We start from the raw sequence: 17,886 nt of genomic DNA on the forward strand, positions 1-17,886 counted from the left end.
AGGTGGCCTCAGGTGTCGAACTAACACTGAAACCAGTGCACTTGATGTTATTTATTACTTTGGTAAACAGCTTTCACGGCATTACCAATTTCAGCCAGGCTACGGACTGTTTTCACACCGGCAGCTTCCAGCGCCGCGAACTTATCATCCGCAGTTCCTTTACCACCCGCAATGATGGCGCCTGCGTGGCCCATACGCTTACCTTTTGGTGCAGTTACACCGGCGATGTAACCCACAACAGGTTTGGTCACGTGATCTTTAATATAAGCTGCGGCTTCTTCTTCAGCGTTACCACCAATTTCACCGATCATCACAATAACTTCAGTCTGCGGGTCTTCCTGGAACAACTTCAGAATATCAATGAAGTTAGAGCCTGGGATCGGGTCGCCACCGATGCCAACACAAGTTGACTGACCGAAGCCGATATCCGTGGTTTGTTTTACCGCTTCATAGGTCAAAGTACCGGAACGAGAAACAATACCCACTTTGCCCGGTAAATGAATGTGGCCCGGCATGATGCCAATCTTACATTCACCTGGGGTGATAACACCTGGGCAGTTCGGGCCGATCATCCGTGCATCAGACTGTTCTAATCTGACTTTTACTACCAGCATATCCAGTGTTGGGATACCTTCAGTAATACAGATGATCAGTTTGATACCGGCATCAATAGCTTCCAGAATGGAGTCTTTACAGAACGGCGCTGGCACGTAGATAACAGATGCCGTAGCATCGGTAGTTTCTACTGCTTCACGTACGGTATTGAATACTGGCAGGCCCAGATGCTGGGTGCCGCCTTTACCTGGCGTTACGCCGCCAACCATTTTTGTACCATAGGCAATAGCTTGTTCGGAGTGGAAAGTCCCCTGGCTACCGGTAAAACCCTGGCAAATAACTTTGGTGTTTTTATCAATTAAAATAGACATTATTTAGCCCCCACTGCCGCTACAACTTGCTGAGCCGCATCTGTCAGGCTGGTCGCAGCAATGATATTCAAACCGCTGTCTGCCAATTTTTTGGCACCCAGTTCAGCGTTATTTCCTTCCAGACGAACCACCACTGGCACGTTTACGCCCACTTCTTCAACCGCACCAATGATGCCGTCAGCGATCAGGTCACAGCGCACAATGCCGCCGAAAATGTTAACCAGAACCGCTTTCACTTTGTCATCAGACAGAATGATTTTGAATGCTTCAGTCACGCGCTCTTTGGTTGCACCACCGCCAACATCGAGGAAGTTAGCTGGTTCACCACCGTGAAGTTTCACGATGTCCATGGTTCCCATTGCCAAACCGGCACCGTTAACCATGCAACCAATGTTGCCATCCAACGCCACGTAGTTCAGTTCCCACTGCGCCGCATCAGCTTCACGTTTATCTTCCTGCGACTTATCACGCATTTCACGCAGTTCTGGTTGACGGAACAAGGCGTTACCATCAGCACCCAGCTTGCCATCCAGACAGATCAGATCACCTTGTTTGGTAATCACCAGCGGGTTGATCTCAACCATCGCCAGGTCACGTTCCAGGAACAATGTTGCCAGGCCCATAAAGATCTTGGTGAACTGAGTGACTTGCTTACCGCTCAGGCCCAGTTTAAAGGCTAACTCGCGGCCCTGATAAGGCTGCGGCCCCGTCAACGGATCCAATGCAATTTTGTGGATCAGTTCAGGCGTTTCTTCGGCAACTTTCTCAATTTCAACACCGCCTTCAGTGGATGCCATAAACACCACGCGACGGGAACTACGGTCAATGACCGCGCCCAGATACAGCTCCTTATCGATATCAGTCGCAGCTTCAACCAGAATTTGGTGAACCGGCTGACCGTGGGCATCTGTCTGGTAGGTCACCAGGTTTTTACCCAACCACTGTTCAGCGAAAGCACGAATATCTTCTTTGCTGTTAACCAGTTTCACGCCGCCCGCTTTACCGCGACCACCCGCATGCACCTGACATTTAACCACCCACGGGCCAGCACCGATTTTAGATGCGGCTTCTTCTGCTTCACGCGGTGTAGTACAAGCGTAGCCAGTTGGCGCTGGCATGCCATACCGAGCAAACAGTTGTTTTGCCTGATATTCGTGTAAATTCATGATGTTCTATCCATATAAGGTCTGAGATGGGCCGAAGCCTACTAGGTAGCCTGATTGCACGGAGGCAGGTTAATCAACACCTTGCAATCAGACTGACCTTGTCATTTATCTTTTTTATACGTCGAGCAGTAAGCGAGCTGGATCTTCCAGCATCTCTTTCACCGTCACCAGATAACCCACGGACTCGCGGCCATCAATCAAACGGTGATCGTAGGACAGTGCCAAATACATCATTGGCAGAATCACTACCTGACCATTTACCGCCATTGGCCGGTCTTTGATAGCATGCATACCAAGGATCGCGCTTTGTGGTGGGTTAATGATCGGAGTCGACATCAGGGAGCCGAATACGCCGCCATTGGTAATGGTGAAATTACCGCCAGTCAACTCTTCTACTTTCAGTTTGCCGTCACGGCCTTTTACAGCCAGTTCTTTGATTTTCTTCTCGATATCAGCCATACCCAGTGTATCTACATCACGCAACACTGGAGTCACCAGACCGCGCGGGGTAGAAACCGCAATACTGACATCAAAGTAGTTGTGATAGACCACATCTTCGCCATCAATAGAAGCATTCACTTCAGGATAACGTTTCAAAGCTTCAACTACCGCTTTGATATAGAAGGACATAAAGCCCAGACGGACACCGTGGCGCTTCTCGAAAGCTTCACCGTACTGCTTACGCAGGTCCATGATCGGCTTCATATTGATTTCGTTAAACGTGGTCAGCATTGCTGTACTGTTTTTCGCTTCCAACAAACGCTCAGCAACACGTTTACGCAAGCGGGTCATAGGTACGCGTTTTTCGCTACGGCTAGCCAGTGCCGCAGGTGCGGCGGCGGCTACTTTGGTTTCAGCCACTGCCGGTGCCGTTTTACGGTTTGCCAAATGACTATCGACATCTTCACGGGTAATACGGCCACCCACGCCACTGCCTTTAATGGCAGTAGCATCAAGGTCGTGTTCTGCAATCAGACGACGAATTGCCGGGCTGAGAGTATCGTTACTCTCTTCTTCCAGGCTAGCGGTCTGGCGCTGCGCCGGAGTGGACTCAGTGCTTTGACTTTTTTCTTCCGTCGGCTTACCTGAGCTGTCACTTGGACGAATACGGCCCAGTACCTGACGTGAGGTCACAGTCGCGCCTTCGTCTTCCAAAATGGCGTCTAAAATACCGTCCTGACTGGCCGGAACTTCCAGAATCACTTTGTCCGTTTCAATCTCAACCAGCACTTCATCGCGTTTAACGCTGTCGCCCGGTTTCTTGTGCCAAGTTGCTACAGAGCCATCAGCGACAGACTCAGGGAGGTCAGGAACATTAATATCTACGCTACTCATTCTCTATCCTTTATATGTTAACCGGCTCGCTACTCGACGGTCAGCGCGTCATTAACCAGAGCTTGTTGTTGTTTCTGGTGTACGGAAATGTATCCAACTGCCGGTGAAGCTGATGCCGGGCGACCTGCATAACGCAAGGAAGCGCCAAATGGAATCACTTCGCGGAAGTTGTGCTGACTACAATACCAGGCACCCTGGTTCAGCGGCTCTTCCTGGCACCAGACGAAATCATGCACATGAGCGAACTGTTCCAACACCGCTTGTACAGCATGATGCGGGAACGGATAAAGCTGCTCGATACGCACGATAGCAACATCGGTTTGCCCATTCTTACGGCGTTGTTCCAGCAGGTCGTAATACACTTTGCCTGAACACATGACGACACGTTTGACGCCTTTCGCATCCAGCTCGTCAACTTCACCAATCGCTGGCAAGAAGCTGCCATTTGCCAATTCATCAAGCGATGATATGGCCAATGGATGACGCAACAATGACTTAGGTGACATTACCACCAGCGGGCGACGCATACCACGTAATGCCTGGCGGCGGATCATGTGGTAAACCTGCGCCGGCGTAGAGGGGATACACACCTGCATATTTTGTTCGGCACAAAGTTGCAGATAACGCTCCAATCGTGCGGAGGAGTGCTCTGGTCCCTGCCCTTCATAACCATGTGGCAGCAACATCACCAGGCCACACATCCGGCCCCATTTCTGCTCACCGGAGCTGATGAACTGGTCGATAACCACTTGCGCACCGTTGGCAAAGTCACCAAACTGCGCTTCCCAAATAGTCAGGGTGCGTGGTTCTGCGGTGGCATAGCCATATTCAAATGCCAACACCGCTTCTTCTGACAGCACGGAGTCCCAGACCTGGAAGTCACCCTGCCCGCTGTGTACATTCGCCAGCGGCACATAAACCGAGCCATTTTTCTGGTTATGAATCACCGCATGACGATGGAAGAAGGTACCGCGACCCGCATCTTCACCAGATAAACGAATCGGAATCCCTTCATCTACCAGCGTTGCGTAAGCCAGTGTTTCAGCCCCACCCCAGTCAAACGGTTTCTCACCACTTGCCATCAAAGCACGATCGCCATAAATCTTGGCAACACGGGATTGCATTTCAATGGCTTCCGGTGCATGGCTGATGCGACGCGCCAGATCTTGCAGGCGTTTCATCTCAACTTTGCTTGGATATTCTTCGTCCCACTCATGGTTCAGATACGGCGACCAGGTGAAGGATTGCAAATTCATCGGACGCCACTCTTCCACCACACAGTCACCACCATCCAGCGCATCACGATACAGGTTGACCATTTCCGTGGCATCTTCCAGGCTGGCGATATTTTGCTCGGTCAGCTTGTCAGCATAAATCTTGCGCGGCGTCGGGTGTTTTTTGATCTTCTGATACATCACGGGCTGCGTTGCACTTGGCTCATCGGCTTCGTTATGCCCATGGCGGCGGTAGCAAACCAGATCGATCATCACGTCACGTTTAAAGGTGTTACGGAAATCCAACGCCAGACGGGTAACAAACGCCACAGCTTCAGGATCATCAGCATTCACGTGGAAAATCGGAGCCTGTACCATTTTGGCGATATCGGTACAGTACTGGGTAGAACGCGCATCCAGTGGGTTCGACGTAGTGAAACCAATCTGGTTGTTGATAACAATGCGCACCGTCCCGCCCACTTCATAGCCACGTGCCTGTGACATATTCAGTGTTTCTTGCACCACGCCCTGGCCGGTAATCGCCGCATCACCATGAATAGTGATTGGCAGAACCATATTACTGCGTGCTTCATCCAGACGATCACGGCGTGCACGTACCGAACCGATAACCACCGGGCTGACAATTTCCAGATGGGATGGGTTAAAGGCCAGTGCCAGGTGAACCAGGCCGCCTTCAGTTTCCACATCGGATGAGAAGCCTTGGTGATATTTAACGTCACCGGTCCCCAGATGCTCTTTATGCTTACCGGCAAATTCGTCAAACAAATCTTCCGGCTTCTTACCCAAAACGTTGATCAATACGTTGAGGCGGCCACGGTGAGCCATCCCCAGAACCACTTCGCGGGTACCATTTTTCCCCGCATGGCGAATCATCTCTTTCAGCATGGTGACCAGCGAATCGCCGCCCTCCAGCGAGAAACGCTTCGCGCCCGGGAATTTAGCCCCTAAATAACGTTCCAGACCTTCAGCGGCAGTCAATTCGCTCAGGAAGCGACGTTTTTCTTCATCACTGAATGTCGGTTTCCCAACCACCGACTCAATACGCTGCTGAAGCCAGCGTTTTTCTTCGGTGTTGGTAATGTGCATGTATTCAGCGCCGATAGAGCCGCAATAGGTCTGTTTCAGTGCTGCATACAGGTCAGACAACTTCATGGTTTCTTTGCCAATAGCAAAAGAACCCACATTGAAAGTGTTTTGGAAATCGGCTTCGGTCAGGTGGTGGTAGGAAGGCTCGAGGTCTGGAACAGACTCCTGCTTCCACAAACCGAGTGGATCAAGGTTGGCATGTTGATGACCACGGAAGCGGAAGGCGTTGATTAACTGCAACACCTTAACTTGCTTGGCATCATTTTCAGGATCGCTGATGGATGAGTTATAACGAGAGGAATCCTTCGCCAGGCGACGGAAATACTCACGTGTTTGAGAGTGGAACTGATCAGGTTTTACACCCGTTGTTGGTAGCTGTTGAAAAATTGAACGCCAACTATCATCAACGGAACCAGGATCGGTTAAAAAGTCTTCATAGAGCTGCTCTATGTAGGACTGGTTCGCGCCCGCCAGATAGGAGGAATCCAGCCAGGCCTTCATTGCGCCGTTCTGCATCATGATCCCTTAAGCTTTGAAGCTTCAGTTTTCGCCGTGGTTAACATATACACCGTAGTATCAACGGTTTGCCGTAAAAACGGTTCACTCGACGTGCTCAATGCACGTTCTGTTATGGACCTTAACGGTCCCGTTCAAGGAACCTCTAAAAACTGACTGCATGCCGGCTTTTAGAGATTCCCTACCTTGAAGCAACCCGGGAAATACATTCCCCGGGTTAATAAACTCACATCATGCACTACGTTGCAACTATCATTCGCTACCCTGTAGCTATCAATCACTACACTGTAGCTATACATGCGCTACGCTGTAACTATCATGCGCTACGCTGTAACAACATAGACTTAATGTGACCAATTGCTTTGGTCGGGTTAAGGCCTTTAGGACAAACACTGACACAATTCATGATGCTATGGCAGCGGAAAACACTAAAAGCGTCGTCCAGGTCATCCAACCGTGCTGCTGTTTCGGTATCACGGCTGTCAATCAGGAAGCGATAAGCAGCCAGTAACCCTGCCGGGCCGACAAACTTATCTGGATTCCACCAGAATGACGGACAAGATGTCGAGCAACAGGCGCACAGGATGCATTCATACAAACCATCCAGTTTTTCGCGCTGTTCCGGGGATTGCAGATGCTCACGTGCCGGCGGATTTTTGCCATCATTCAACAGGTAAGGTTTAATTTTCTCGTACTGAGTATAAAACTGCCCCATATCGACCACTAAATCCCGCACCACCGGTAACCCCGGCAATGGGCGAATCACAATCTTTTTATTACCCTTTTGCAATGCCGAGACTGGCGTAATACAAGCCAGACCGTTTTTGCCATTCATATTCAAACCGTCTGAACCACACACACCTTCGCGGCATGAACGGCGAAACGACAAGGTAGGATCTTTTTCTTTCAACTGGATGAGCGCATCCAGCAACATCATATCCCGGCCTTCTTCCGCTTCCAGCTCATAATCCTGCATGTGCGGCGCGTTATCGATGTCCGGGTTATAACGATAAATTGAGAACTCAAGTTTCATGACCTTTTCCTCCGCAACGGGTTAGGTTTAACCCTATCAACACAACACATGCATTAATAAGAACGCACTTTCGGCGGGAATGCCGCGCGTAGCTTAGGCTGCATGTTTACCTCACGGCGGGTCATGCTCTCAGTGTCTGGCAAATAGAGCGAATGGCACAGCCAGTTAGCATCATCACGGTCCGGGAAGTCGAAGCGGCTATGAGCACCACGACTTTCGGTACGGAAGTTTGCTGATACGGCAGTGGAAAACGCAGTTTCCATCAGGTTATCCAATTCCAGACATTCAATACGCTGGGTATTGAACTCGCTGGAAGTGTCATCCAGACGGGCATTTTGCAGACGTTCGCGGATAGTTCTTAACTCTTCCAACCCTTTCGCCATCGCATCACCTTCGCGGAATACCGAGAAGTTATGCTGCATGCAAGATTGCAGTGCTTTGCGGATCTCAACTGGATCTTCACCTGAACGGGTGTTGTTCCAACGGTTCATTCGTTCCAGTGAGGCTTCAATATCTGATTCGCTGGCATCGCGGCTAGCACCCTGCTCCAGTAATGACTCTTGCAGATGCATACCGGCGGCACGACCAAACACCACCAGGTCCAGCAATGAGTTGCCCCCCAGGCGGTTGGCACCGTGGACGGAAACACAGGCGATTTCACCGACCGCAAACAAACCAGGGATGACAACATCTTCACCCTTTTCATTTACTGTAATTGCCTGGCCGGTCACTTTGGTCGGAATACCGCCCATCATGTAATGACAGGTTGGAATAACCGGAATAGGCTCTTTAATCGGGTCAACGTGAGCAAAGGTGCGAGATAACTCAAGGATGCCCGGCAGACGGGATTCCAGCACATCTTTACCTAAATGATCTAACTTCAGTTTGGCATGTGGGCCCCAAGGACCATCACAGCCACGACCTTCACGGATTTCAATCATAATGGAACGTGCAACCACGTCACGACCCGCCAAATCTTTGGCGTTCGGGGCATAACGTTCCATAAAGCGTTCACCGTGCTTATTCAGCAGATAACCGCCTTCACCACGGCAACCCTCGGTAACCAGCACCCCCGCCCCAGCGATACCCGTCGGGTGGAACTGCCACATTTCCATATCCTGCACCGGTACACCGGCACGCAGTGCCATCCCCACGCCGTCACCGGTATTAATGTGCGCATTGGTGGTTGATTGATAGATACGACCCGCACCACCGGTGGCCAGCACCGTGGCCCGCGCTTTGAAATAGACCACTTCACCGGTTTCAATACAGATAGCCGTACAGCCAACAAAGGCGCCATCCTGATTTTTCACCAGATCCAGTGCATACCACTCAGAGAAGATAGTGGTGTGGTTTTTCAGGTTTTGCTGATAAAGGGTGTGTAATAGCGCATGGCCGGTACGGTCAGCGGCTGCCGCAGTTCGCGCCGCCTGCTCACCGCCAAAGTTGCGCGATTGCCCACCAAATGGCCGCTGGTAAATGCTGCCATCTTCTAAACGGGAGAAAGGTAACCCCATATGTTCCAGTTCGAGTACCGCCTCTGGACCGGTTTTACACATATATTCAATGGCATCCTGGTCACCGATATAATCGGAACCTTTTACCGTGTCATACATATGCCATTCCCAGTTATCTTCATGGGTATTACCCAGCGCCACGGTAATACCGCCCTGCGCAGATACCGTATGGGAACGGGTAGGGAAAACTTTAGATATCAGGGCACAAGACAGCCCCATTTGTGAAATTTGCAGTGCGGCGCGCATACCTGCACCACCTGCACCGACGACAACAGCGTCAAACTCTCTGACCGGCAGTTTCATTTAAGCACCCCACACCACAATTGTTCCATACAATAGATAGACCAGCAGCGTAACCACGACGGCCAGTTGTAACACCAGTCGTACCGCTAGCGGCTTTATATAGTCCGTTAATACCTGCCACAGACCAATCCAAGCGTGAGCCAGAATCGACAGTAAGGTCAGCAGGGTAAATACTTTTGTGATGTGCGAGGCAAAAAAGCCGCGCCAGATTTCATAGGTGATGTCCGGGACAATAACGACGAAGCCCAGGATATAAAGAATATAAAGAGTGATGACGATTGCAGAAGCACGCAGTAACAGCCAGTCGTGTACTCCATTACGCCCTAACGCAGAAGCATTGCTTACCATACGAGGACTCCAGCTAAAACTGACAGCACCAAGGTTAACACCATTGTTACTTGGGCGGAGCGGGTCCCCGCAGCCAAGCTCTCTTCGATGTAGCCAAAATCCATAAGCAAGTGACGGATGCCACAGCAAACGTGATAGGCCAGTGCAGTAAGAATTCCCCAGAAGATGAATTTAACAATAAAACTATTCATGACAGCCGCTGCTTGCATGAATCCCTCTTGCGAGGAAACAGACAAACCTAACAGCCAAAGGAGGATACCAACGGCAACGAAAGTAATTACGCCAGAGACTCGGTGTAAAATGGACGCTATCGCAGTAACGGGAAATCGAATCGTTTGCAGATCCAAGTTGACAGGTCTTTGTTTTTTCACGGTTTTGCCCACACAGCTCTTATTATTTTCCTTCCTCCGGGCCTTGTTGGGATCAGACAGCGTTAAGAGCCGAAACCCTTCACATCGCACATTTAAACATAACATCCTGCATGCCTAGATGACGTGTTCTATATAACGCTGGGTGCTCCTACTTCAGGGTAATCCGGAGACCTGGCGGCAGTATAGGGGGTTCACATTCTTATTACAATTCCCACACAAACCGATTGGTAACATTTCCCCTGAACAGTGATTAGGATCACGATTTACACAATTTATATAAAATTAATTATCTGATTTGACAAAGAATAAACATTTCCATTACAACTAGGGTAGAAATAAGCCCTATGATGCACTAAAGGTCTGCGGATACACTTCCCCATAAGCCTAAGTTATGCAACAGTGTATTAAGTGAATATCCCCATAGATATCGTAGGCAATGAACTATAAACGATAAGCATCCGACAAATCGTTAACAACTTTGTAACGTCGCTATCGATCCAGCCTCTCGGATCGCTGGCCGCATTGGTAAGACACTCTGTACCCTAAATCATGTTTTAATCGTGAATAAAACGTTTAATCGTGAATCAAACAGAGCAGTGCCGATAAGATAATGCCCTACAGGCATCTAAGACATTCCAGTTGTTAGCGGTTTTTAAAATAAGCGCGAAGGAGACTGTAAATGGCTGATAAAAAAGCGACGCTGAATCTGGCAGGCGAAGCTGCGATTGAACTGAAGGTTCTATCCCCAACCCTCGGCACTGACGTGATCGACGTCAGCACTTTAGGTTCTAAAGGGTATTTTACCTATGACCCTGGGTTTACCTCTACCGCGTCCTGCGAATCAAAAATCACGTTTATCGATGGTGATAAAGGGATCCTACTGCATCGTGGATACCCTATTGATCAATTGGCAAAAAACTCTACTTATCTGGAAGTTTGCTACATTCTGCTGTACGGCGAAACACCCACAACAGAAGAGTATGAAACCTTCAAAGCGACAGTAACCCGCCACACCATGATCCACGAGCAAATCACCAGCTTGTTCCGTGGGTTCCGTCGCGACTCACATCCGATGGCTGTATTATGCGGAGTGACCGGTGCACTGGCCGCGTTCTACCATGACGCACTGGATGTAAACAACGAGCGCCATCGTGAAATTACCGCCTTCCGTCTGCTGTCTAAAATGCCAACAGTGGCTGCCATGTGTTACAAATATTCCATCGGCCAGCCCTTCGTTTATCCACGTAACGACCTGTCCTATGCCGGTAACTTCCTGCGTATGATGTTCTCCACACCGTGCGAAGAGTATGAAGTCAACCCGGTGCTGGAACGCGCGATGGATCGTATTTTTATCCTACATGCCGACCACGAACAGAACGCCTCTACCTCTACCGTGCGCACCGCAGGTTCTTCGGGCGCTAACCCGTTTGCCTGTATCGCCGCGGGGATAGCATCTCTGTGGGGGCCAGCTCACGGCGGCGCGAACGAAGCCTGCCTGAAAATGCTGGAAGAGATTAAATCTGTCGAGCACATTCCAGAATTTATCAAACGCGCGAAGGATAAAAACGACTCGTTCCGCCTGATGGGCTTCGGTCACCGCGTGTATAAGAATTACGATCCGCGCGCTACGGTGATGAAAGAAACCTGTGATGAGGTATTGAAAGAACTCAAACTGGAAAATGACAGCCTATTTGCTGTCGCGAAAGAGCTGGAACGTATCGCACTGGAAGACCCCTACTTCGTTGAGAAAAAGCTATATCCAAACGTGGACTTCTATTCAGGTATCATCCTGAAAGCCATGGGGATCCCGTCTTCAATGTTTACTGTGATGTTCGCGATAGCCCGTACCATTGGCTGGATTGCTCACTGGAATGAAATGCACGATGAGGGCCTTAAAATTGCCCGTCCGCGTCAGCTTTATACCGGTTATGCCGAACGTGACTTCAATAGTCAACTGAAGAAATAAGCAGAGTAGTTAGGCTGTTTATAATGAGAGCGCCACCTGTGAAGGTGGCGTTTTTTTATAGGAAAATCAGTGGATCGCGCCGCCTGATATGTGCAGATCGTGTTCAATTTGCATGGCAATAGAGATAGCCAGTTCTAAGGCTACCAGCACTGAATGTGTTGACATACTGGGTGCTCCGGGGTGAGCTACCGCCTGTTCCGGCAGATAAGGGATATGAATGAAACCACCCTTCACCTCACTATTGAGCTGATTTAACCGATGCAATAACCCGTACATCACATGGTTACAGACATAGGTTCCGGCCGTCTGGGAGACCGAGGCCGGAATGCCCGCCTCACGGATACCCTGCACCATCGCCTTGATGGGCAAACGGGTAAAGTACGCCGCCGGGCCATCTTCAACTATCGGCTGATCTACCGGTTGATTCCCCAAATTGTCAGGAATACGGGCATCATCAACGTTAATAGCTACCCGTTCGATAGTAATATCGGCGCGTCCCCCGGCCTGACCGACAGCCAACACCAATACTGGCTGAATCTCATCTATCGCGGCATTCAACGCAGTTAATGCTTCACCAAAGGCGCAAGGCAACTGGCGAGCCACCACTCTGACCCCACCCAGCATTAAATCATTCAATTGTTTGACCACTTCCCAAGAGGGATTTACTCGCTCCCCACCAAATGGCTCAAACCCGGTAATTAATACACTTCTCATCACCACTCCTAGAGGAACATCAGGAAATACAGCAAGAATACGTTAACAATCAAAAGAGTCACCCCGGTTGGAATCTGGGCTTTAATCACCGCATTCTTATCCGGCAACTCCAGTAACGCAGCAGGAACGATATTAAAGTTGGCTGCCATCGGGGTCATTAAGGTACCGCAGTAACCTGAGAACATACCAATAGCTGCCATCACTGCGGGATTACCGCCGTGTTGCAATACTAAAATTGGAATACCGATACCGGCAGTAACGATGGGGAAGGCAGCAAAGGCATTACCCATGATCATGGTTAACAGTGCCATGCCAATAGCATAGACCGCCACGGCGACAAAGCGATGATCGACTGCCAGATATTCCTGTGTCAGATGGGCAATAGCGGTTCCGACCCCGGCGGTGGTAAACAGCAGGCCAAGGGTGGCCAATATCTGTGGCAAGATAAATGCCCAGCCGATGGAATCGAGCAAACGCCGAGCTTCCTGCACCGGTTGTGCCGCGGTTTCGTGGGTCATGACGACCGCAATAATCAAACCGAGAACACAACCAACAGTCATCGAGAATAAGGTGACTAAGGTGGCGTGGTTGCCGGTACCAAACAGCCATTGATCCAGCGCGGGGATATTGTTAAACAGCAGCACACCAATAACCGTCACCACCGGGATAGCCAATGCCGGGATGAACAGCCTATTCCCCAAACGCTTGGCACTCACTTCGCGCTGTTCTGGAGTGCGTTGATGATAGCTACCCAGTTTTACCCCACCAAAACCGGCAATCAGCGCCATAATCACCACCACCACACCGACAGTAATATTCAGAATGCGCTTCTCATCCGGCCCCTCGCCCGCCAAAGTATTGGCCAGACGATAGGTCCAATCGCCCACCAGGAAAATCAGCCCGTATAACCCCCAAAATAAACCGGTGGTGATACGGCGTGGGTTGGCCTTATCACGAAATGACATTAACGCGACAATCAACAGCACTACGCCAGCCAGCCAATAAAGATATTGTTGTTGGAAAATCATTTTGCGTCTCCCTTGGTAGCCAAAGCAGACTGACTCAGCGCGGTTAACTCAGCGGCGAGATGTTTATCCAAACGTTGCAAACGGTAGGCGTGGATCAGGAAAGCACAAATCGCAGTCGGGATACCCCACAACGCAATGTGTAACGGCTCGGTCTGAATGCCACCGGATTCCAGCATAAAGTTGTGCATAAAAATAATCGCACCGAAAGCGACAAAAATATCTTCACCGAAGAACAACCCAACGTTATCGGTCGCGGCAGACATTGCACGCAGGCGATAACGCACTTTCTCCGGTAACTCACCATAACGGGTTTCAGCCGCCCCTTCTGCCATCGGTGCCAGTAATGGCCGTACCATTTGCGGATGACCACCCAGACTGGTTAAACCCAGCGCGGCTGTCGCTTCACGCACAAACAGATACACAATCAATAAACGGCCAGAGGTGGCACTTTTAATTTGTGAAATCCACGCCTGCGCTCGCTCTTTCAAGCCGTGGCGCTCCAGCAAGCCGATAACAGCCAGTGGCAGTAACAGAATCAGAGGTAGGTTGCGGGTATTGAGAAAACCTTCACCCAGTTTTTCCAAAATAGTGGCCATTGGCATTAGCGCCGCCAGACCAGTGATGATGCCGGCGGTAATCACCACCAGTACTGCGTTGATGCGCAGTAAAAATCCGATTACGATCGCCGCAATACCAATTAGCGGCCAAAGGTTTACCGTTTGTTCCAAGGTGACTCTCCTGTCCTAAAGTGTTGTTATAAAGTGTGATATGTATCTAATTGATGAAGCCATTCCACCCGGGCCAGGCGGTTATAATTTTTACTGCCCAACGTCCATCTTACTGCGCGGTTACCGTGATATTTTGCTGCTGAAAACTGTGGCGTAAACGGCGGGCAAAATCCAAGGCATGGGCGCCATCACCGTGGACGCATACTGTATCCGCCTGTACCGCTACCCAACTGCTATCACGAGCCTGAACCTGCTGACGCTGCACCATTGCCAACGTTTGTGACAACGCCAACTCGTCACTTTCAATTAAGGCATCTGGCTGGCTGCGCGGCACTAGAGTGCCATCAGGCTGATAGCGGCGATCAGCGAATACCTCTTGTCGGGTCACCAAACCTGCGCGCTCACCGGCACGGACCAATTCGCTTCCCGCCAATCCAACCAGCCGTAACGACGTGTCCACGGCTTTCACCGCTTTCGCTATTGCATCCGCCAGCAGAGGATCAACCGCCGCCTGGTTATACAACATGCCATGAGGTTTCACATGTTGCATCACGCCGCCCTCCGCCTTCACGATGGCTGCCAAGGCACCTAATTGATAAACCACTTGGGCATACACCGTCTCAGGGGGTAACTGCATCGCGGTTCGACCAAAATTCTCGCGATCAGGGAAACTCGGATGCGCACCGATAGCAACGCCATATTCCATAGCCCAGCGCACCGACTGGCGCATGGTCTGCGCATCACCGGCATGAAAGCCACAGGCAATATTGGCTGAACTGACCAATTGCAGCAGTGCTTGATCATTAGCGCAGCCTTCACCTAAGTCGGCGTTTAAATCAATCTTCATTTGGCCTCCGTCGCATCGAATCCTTGCTGTAAACCCCATGCGATCTGTTTTAAGAAATGCTGTTGCTCCGCTTTGGCCCGCAGCGCTTCCTCAACTGTGCATGGCACAAAATGCACCGGTTCGCCGAGCCTAAGCTGAGCTAAATGGTAAAGATCTGCTTCGATAACGCAGGCAATGCGCGGATAACCGCCGGTTGTTTGCGCGTCAGCCATCAGCACAATCGGTTGGCCGTTGTGCGGCACTTGCACCACGCCGGGTAATAATCCGTGGGATAACATCTCGCGGTCCGTGGTGCGCGCTAATTCGCGCCCGGTCAGGCGATATCCCATACGGTTGCTCTGTGGGCTGAGTTGCCAGGCTTCACGCCAAAAAGCACCCTGTGCGATATCGTCGAACTCATGATATTCCGGGCCAGGAACAGCCCGGACACGGTTACCAAATAACAGTTGTTTGATACCGACTGATTCACGTGGTAAACGTGTAGCTTGGCCTAATGCCAGGGTGTCGCCATCTTTGATCAGTCGCCCCTGATAACCGCCAAAACCGGCTTTCAGGTCGGTGCTGCGTGAACCCAACATCTCCGGTACTGCAATCCCTCCAGAGATGGCTAAATAGCTGCGCATTCCCCGATGTGGCACACTGAGTTTTAGCTGCTGCCCCGGCTTGACCGGATAACGCCAGCCGGTCCACAGCAACTGATTATCAAGTCGGGCATCGCAACCGGCTCCTGTCACCGCTATCCAGCCTGGTTGCGTAAATTGTGCCGTAAACTGACCCAGGGTAATTTCCAGCCCGGCAGCATCAGGCTCATTACCTACCAGCATATTTGCCATGCTGAGCGCCGGTAAATCGAGTGCCCCACCCTGACTGATTCCCAAACGGCGAAAACCGCCACGGCCACTGTCTTGGACTGTGGTATAAATACCTGAACGAATAATATTCAGCATACGCCCTCCTTTAAGGGCAGGAAGCGCACATTATCGCCGGGCCGTAACAAGGTTGGCGGCATCTCCAGCGGATTAAACAGTGCCAATGATGTGCGGCCAATAAGTTGCCAGCCACCGGGCGTTGCCAGTGGATAGATACCGGTTTGGCTACCGCCAATACCGACAGAACCGGGTGCTACCACTAAACGTGGTTCAGCACGCCGTGGCGTGGCGAGCTTTTCCGGCATCCCCCCCAGATATGAGAAGCCCGGCTGGAACCCCAAAAAATAGACGATATAGCTCGCGCCAGCGTGGCACTCCACCACCTGACGCTCTGTCATGCCAGTGTGATGAGCCACTTCAGCCAGGTCTGGGCCTGCCTCACCGCCATAAATCACTGGAATGGTGATATCACGTGATTCAGGCACTAATGATTCGCTCTCTTCCCACCAGCGTTGGAGGCGTTCAATGGCGTCCAGCGCCGTATTTTGTGGATCTGACAATAATAGAGTCAGATTATTCATACCCGGAATCGCTTCAAGGACATCAGGATGATGAATCAGACGATCAGCCAAGCCCCAGATCCGTTGCTGGCTTGCTAATGTTACCGGCGGTTCCAATTCCAGAACCACCGCACTCTCTCCCAATAAATAGCATCGTGCTCTTTGCACTCCCGTCCCCCTAAGACATGTATAGTTTTTATTTTCATTAGATAAATAGCTTTTATAAGGACATATTTATGCGTTAGCACCTAACTGCTGTCAATAGAACTGAATCAACCAATAGATATCAGCAATCACTAGATTCAATGTAAATACTGAAATTAACCGCTGGAAACCGCGTATTTTGAAGTTTTTTACGAAGGAAAGAGGTAAATAATCGATTCTTTTCTTATTTAGAATCAGGCTATAGAGAGCAAATATTCTTAAAAACTGTCGGTTTATCATCCAACTATGGCCAGATGGTGATTTTAAATAGCCAGAGAGAGGATAAAACCTTGTTTAAAGTATGGTTTAATTGCACATAAACAAGGAGATATCTACAGTAGGTTATGCACCGATACTTATTACCAGTGCATAATGTTGCATAATGGTCAGGCGGGATTGGGGATATCGATAAAGATAACTTCAAATTGATGCTTGCTAGCCAACCATTCACCTAACGCCTTGATGCCGTAGCGCTCAGTGGCGTGATGCCCCGCAGCATAAAAATTCACGCCCATCTCCCGGGCAATATGAATTGTTTGCTCTGAAACTTCACCAGTGATAAATGCATCAACACCAAAATCAGCCGCTTGTTGGATAAAACCCTGCCCGCCGCCGGTACACCAGGCAAGACGACGCACATCTACTGGCGCTCGATCACCACAATGTAATACCTCACGGCCCAACAACTTTTCCAGCCGTTCACGTAAAATTACCGCATTTAACGGTGCATCAAACTCACCATAAGGTAAGAAAGATTCAATTTCACCCACCCCCCGAATACCCAGTAATTTAGCCAATTGCGCGTTATTGCCTAATTCAGGATGAGCATCCAGTGGCAAATGGTAGCCATACAAATTAATATCGTTGGTAAGCAATGTTTTCAGCCGGTTACGTTTCATTCCACGCACCACGACCGGTTCATTTTTCCAAAAATAACCGTGATGAACCAAAATAGCATCAGCCTGTTGCCCAACCGCAGCATCCAATAGTGCCTGGCTGGCGGTCACGCCGGTGACAATGCGCTTGATCTCTTCGCGCCCCTCAACTTGCAAACCATTGGGTGCATAGTCTTGAAAAGCCGAGATATTCAGTTGGTTATTGAGTAGAGTTTCCAGTTCGGTATTGCGCATTTCA

At 50.2% G+C, this 17,886-nt stretch carries 16 protein-coding genes; 1 reads left to right on the plus strand and 15 read right to left on the minus strand.

The window, feature by feature from the left end; translation table 11 throughout:
* Nucleotides 1–47: 47 nt before the first annotated feature.
* The 8 genes from sucD to sdhC all read right to left on the minus strand — a co-directional run bounded on the left by sucD (nucleotide 48) and on the right by sdhC (nucleotide 9,848).
* On the minus strand, nucleotides 48–926 hold the full coding sequence (gene sucD, locus V1956_RS18345; protein WP_442825452.1) for a succinate--CoA ligase subunit alpha: 879 nt from the start codon (nucleotides 924–926) through the stop codon (nucleotides 48–50).
* Entirely contained in the window at nucleotides 926–2,092 is a 1,167-nt protein-coding gene (sucC, locus tag V1956_RS18350; RefSeq protein WP_372558361.1) for an ADP-forming succinate--CoA ligase subunit beta, read from the minus strand. The genes sucD and sucC overlap by 1 nt, the downstream gene beginning before the upstream one ends.
* A gap of 114 nt (nucleotides 2,093–2,206) precedes the next feature.
* On the minus strand, nucleotides 2,207–3,427 hold the full coding sequence (gene odhB, locus V1956_RS18355) for a 2-oxoglutarate dehydrogenase complex dihydrolipoyllysine-residue succinyltransferase (RefSeq protein WP_083159597.1): 1,221 nt from the start codon (nucleotides 3,425–3,427) through the stop codon (nucleotides 2,207–2,209).
* A gap of 29 nt (nucleotides 3,428–3,456) precedes the next feature.
* On the minus strand, nucleotides 3,457–6,264 hold the full coding sequence (gene sucA / locus V1956_RS18360) for a 2-oxoglutarate dehydrogenase E1 component (RefSeq protein WP_083159599.1): 2,808 nt from the start codon (nucleotides 6,262–6,264) through the stop codon (nucleotides 3,457–3,459).
* 316 nt (nucleotides 6,265–6,580) lie between these two features.
* Nucleotides 6,581–7,297 (minus strand): succinate dehydrogenase iron-sulfur subunit, encoded by a 717-nt coding sequence (locus tag V1956_RS18365; RefSeq protein WP_083159601.1) that lies wholly within the window; start codon nucleotides 7,295–7,297, stop codon nucleotides 6,581–6,583.
* A 53-nt stretch (nucleotides 7,298–7,350) separates the two neighbouring features.
* Nucleotides 7,351–9,117 carry a succinate dehydrogenase flavoprotein subunit gene (gene sdhA / locus V1956_RS18370; protein ID WP_083159603.1) on the minus strand — a complete coding sequence of 589 codons (1,767 nt, stop codon included), beginning with the start codon at nucleotides 9,115–9,117 and terminating at the stop codon, nucleotides 7,351–7,353.
* Nucleotides 9,118–9,465, minus strand: a complete 348-nt coding sequence (gene sdhD / locus V1956_RS18375; RefSeq protein WP_050098880.1) for a succinate dehydrogenase membrane anchor subunit — start codon at nucleotides 9,463–9,465, stop codon at nucleotides 9,118–9,120. It abuts the gene before it with no gap.
* The gene (gene sdhC, locus V1956_RS18380; protein WP_372558360.1) at nucleotides 9,459–9,848 is read right to left on the minus strand and encodes a succinate dehydrogenase cytochrome b556 subunit; all 390 of its coding nucleotides are present in this window, start codon (nucleotides 9,846–9,848) and stop codon (nucleotides 9,459–9,461) included. Before sdhC ends, sdhD begins: the two co-directional genes overlap by 7 nt.
* A gap of 667 nt (nucleotides 9,849–10,515) precedes the next feature.
* On the opposite strand from sdhC, the gene V1956_RS18385 reads away from it, so the two are divergent.
* A complete protein-coding gene (locus V1956_RS18385) occupies nucleotides 10,516–11,802 on the plus strand; it encodes a citrate synthase (protein WP_372558359.1) in 1,287 nt (428 codons plus the stop codon).
* A gap of 66 nt (nucleotides 11,803–11,868) precedes the next feature.
* Here the strand turns inward: V1956_RS18385 and pcp are convergent, their stop codons facing one another.
* From pcp to V1956_RS18420, 7 genes are all read right to left on the minus strand, one after another.
* A complete protein-coding gene (gene pcp / locus V1956_RS18390) occupies nucleotides 11,869–12,516 on the minus strand; it encodes a pyroglutamyl-peptidase I (RefSeq protein ID WP_420071017.1) in 648 nt (215 codons plus the stop codon).
* Between the two features lie 8 nt (nucleotides 12,517–12,524).
* Nucleotides 12,525–13,544, minus strand: a complete 1,020-nt coding sequence (locus tag V1956_RS18395) for a DUF979 domain-containing protein (protein ID WP_372558357.1) — start codon at nucleotides 13,542–13,544, stop codon at nucleotides 12,525–12,527.
* Entirely contained in the window at nucleotides 13,541–14,272 is a 732-nt protein-coding gene (locus tag V1956_RS18400; RefSeq protein ID WP_372558356.1) for a DUF969 domain-containing protein, read from the minus strand. The genes V1956_RS18395 and V1956_RS18400 overlap by 4 nt, the downstream gene beginning before the upstream one ends.
* Before the next feature lie 109 nt (nucleotides 14,273–14,381).
* On the minus strand, nucleotides 14,382–15,119 hold the full coding sequence (gene pxpA / locus V1956_RS18405) for a 5-oxoprolinase subunit PxpA (protein ID WP_420071016.1): 738 nt from the start codon (nucleotides 15,117–15,119) through the stop codon (nucleotides 14,382–14,384).
* Nucleotides 15,116–16,066, minus strand: coding sequence for a 5-oxoprolinase subunit PxpC (gene pxpC / locus V1956_RS18410; RefSeq protein ID WP_442825453.1), 951 nt, complete (start codon nucleotides 16,064–16,066; stop codon nucleotides 15,116–15,118). Before pxpC ends, pxpA begins: the two co-directional genes overlap by 4 nt.
* Nucleotides 16,060–16,716, minus strand: a complete 657-nt coding sequence (gene pxpB, locus V1956_RS18415) for a 5-oxoprolinase subunit PxpB (protein WP_442825454.1) — start codon at nucleotides 16,714–16,716, stop codon at nucleotides 16,060–16,062. Before pxpB ends, pxpC begins: the two co-directional genes overlap by 7 nt.
* 422 nt (nucleotides 16,717–17,138) lie before the next feature.
* Entirely contained in the window at nucleotides 17,139–17,882 is a 744-nt protein-coding gene (locus tag V1956_RS18420) for a type 2 GTP cyclohydrolase I (protein ID WP_372558354.1), read from the minus strand.
* Between the last annotated feature and the right edge of the window lie 4 nt (nucleotides 17,883–17,886).

This window comes from Yersinia sp. 2540 StPb PI (genome assembly GCF_052217165.1).
GTDB classification, from domain to species: Bacteria; Pseudomonadota; Gammaproteobacteria; order Enterobacterales; family Enterobacteriaceae; genus Yersinia; species Yersinia enterocolitica_E.

Coding starts and splice junctions, on each gene's coding strand:
- sucD (WP_442825452.1), bottom strand. CDS start 926: ATGTCTATTTTAATTGATAAAAACACCAAAGTTATTTGCCAGGGTTTT.
- sucC (WP_372558361.1), bottom strand. CDS start 2,092: ATGAATTTACACGAATATCAGGCAAAACAACTGTTTGCTCGGTATGGC.
- odhB (WP_083159597.1), bottom strand. CDS start 3,427: ATGAGTAGCGTAGATATTAATGTTCCTGACCTCCCTGAGTCTGTCGCT.
- sucA (WP_083159599.1), bottom strand. CDS start 6,264: ATGCAGAACGGCGCAATGAAGGCCTGGCTGGATTCCTCCTATCTGGCG.
- V1956_RS18365 (WP_083159601.1), bottom strand. CDS start 7,297: ATGAAACTTGAGTTCTCAATTTATCGTTATAACCCGGACATCGATAAC.
- sdhA (WP_083159603.1), bottom strand. CDS start 9,117: ATGAAACTGCCGGTCAGAGAGTTTGACGCTGTTGTCGTCGGTGCAGGT.
- sdhD (WP_050098880.1), bottom strand. CDS start 9,465: ATGGTAAGCAATGCTTCTGCGTTAGGGCGTAATGGAGTACACGACTGG.
- V1956_RS18385 (WP_372558359.1), top strand. CDS start 10,516: ATGGCTGATAAAAAAGCGACGCTGAATCTGGCAGGCGAAGCTGCGATT.
- pcp (WP_420071017.1), bottom strand. CDS start 12,516: ATGAGAAGTGTATTAATTACCGGGTTTGAGCCATTTGGTGGGGAGCGA.
- V1956_RS18395 (WP_372558357.1), bottom strand. CDS start 13,544: ATGATTTTCCAACAACAATATCTTTATTGGCTGGCTGGCGTAGTGCTG.
- pxpA (WP_420071016.1), bottom strand. CDS start 15,119: ATGAAGATTGATTTAAACGCCGACTTAGGTGAAGGCTGCGCTAATGAT.
- pxpC (WP_442825453.1), bottom strand. CDS start 16,066: ATGCTGAATATTATTCGTTCAGGTATTTATACCACAGTCCAAGACAGT.
- V1956_RS18420 (WP_372558354.1), bottom strand. CDS start 17,882: ATGCGCAATACCGAACTGGAAACTCTACTCAATAACCAACTGAATATC.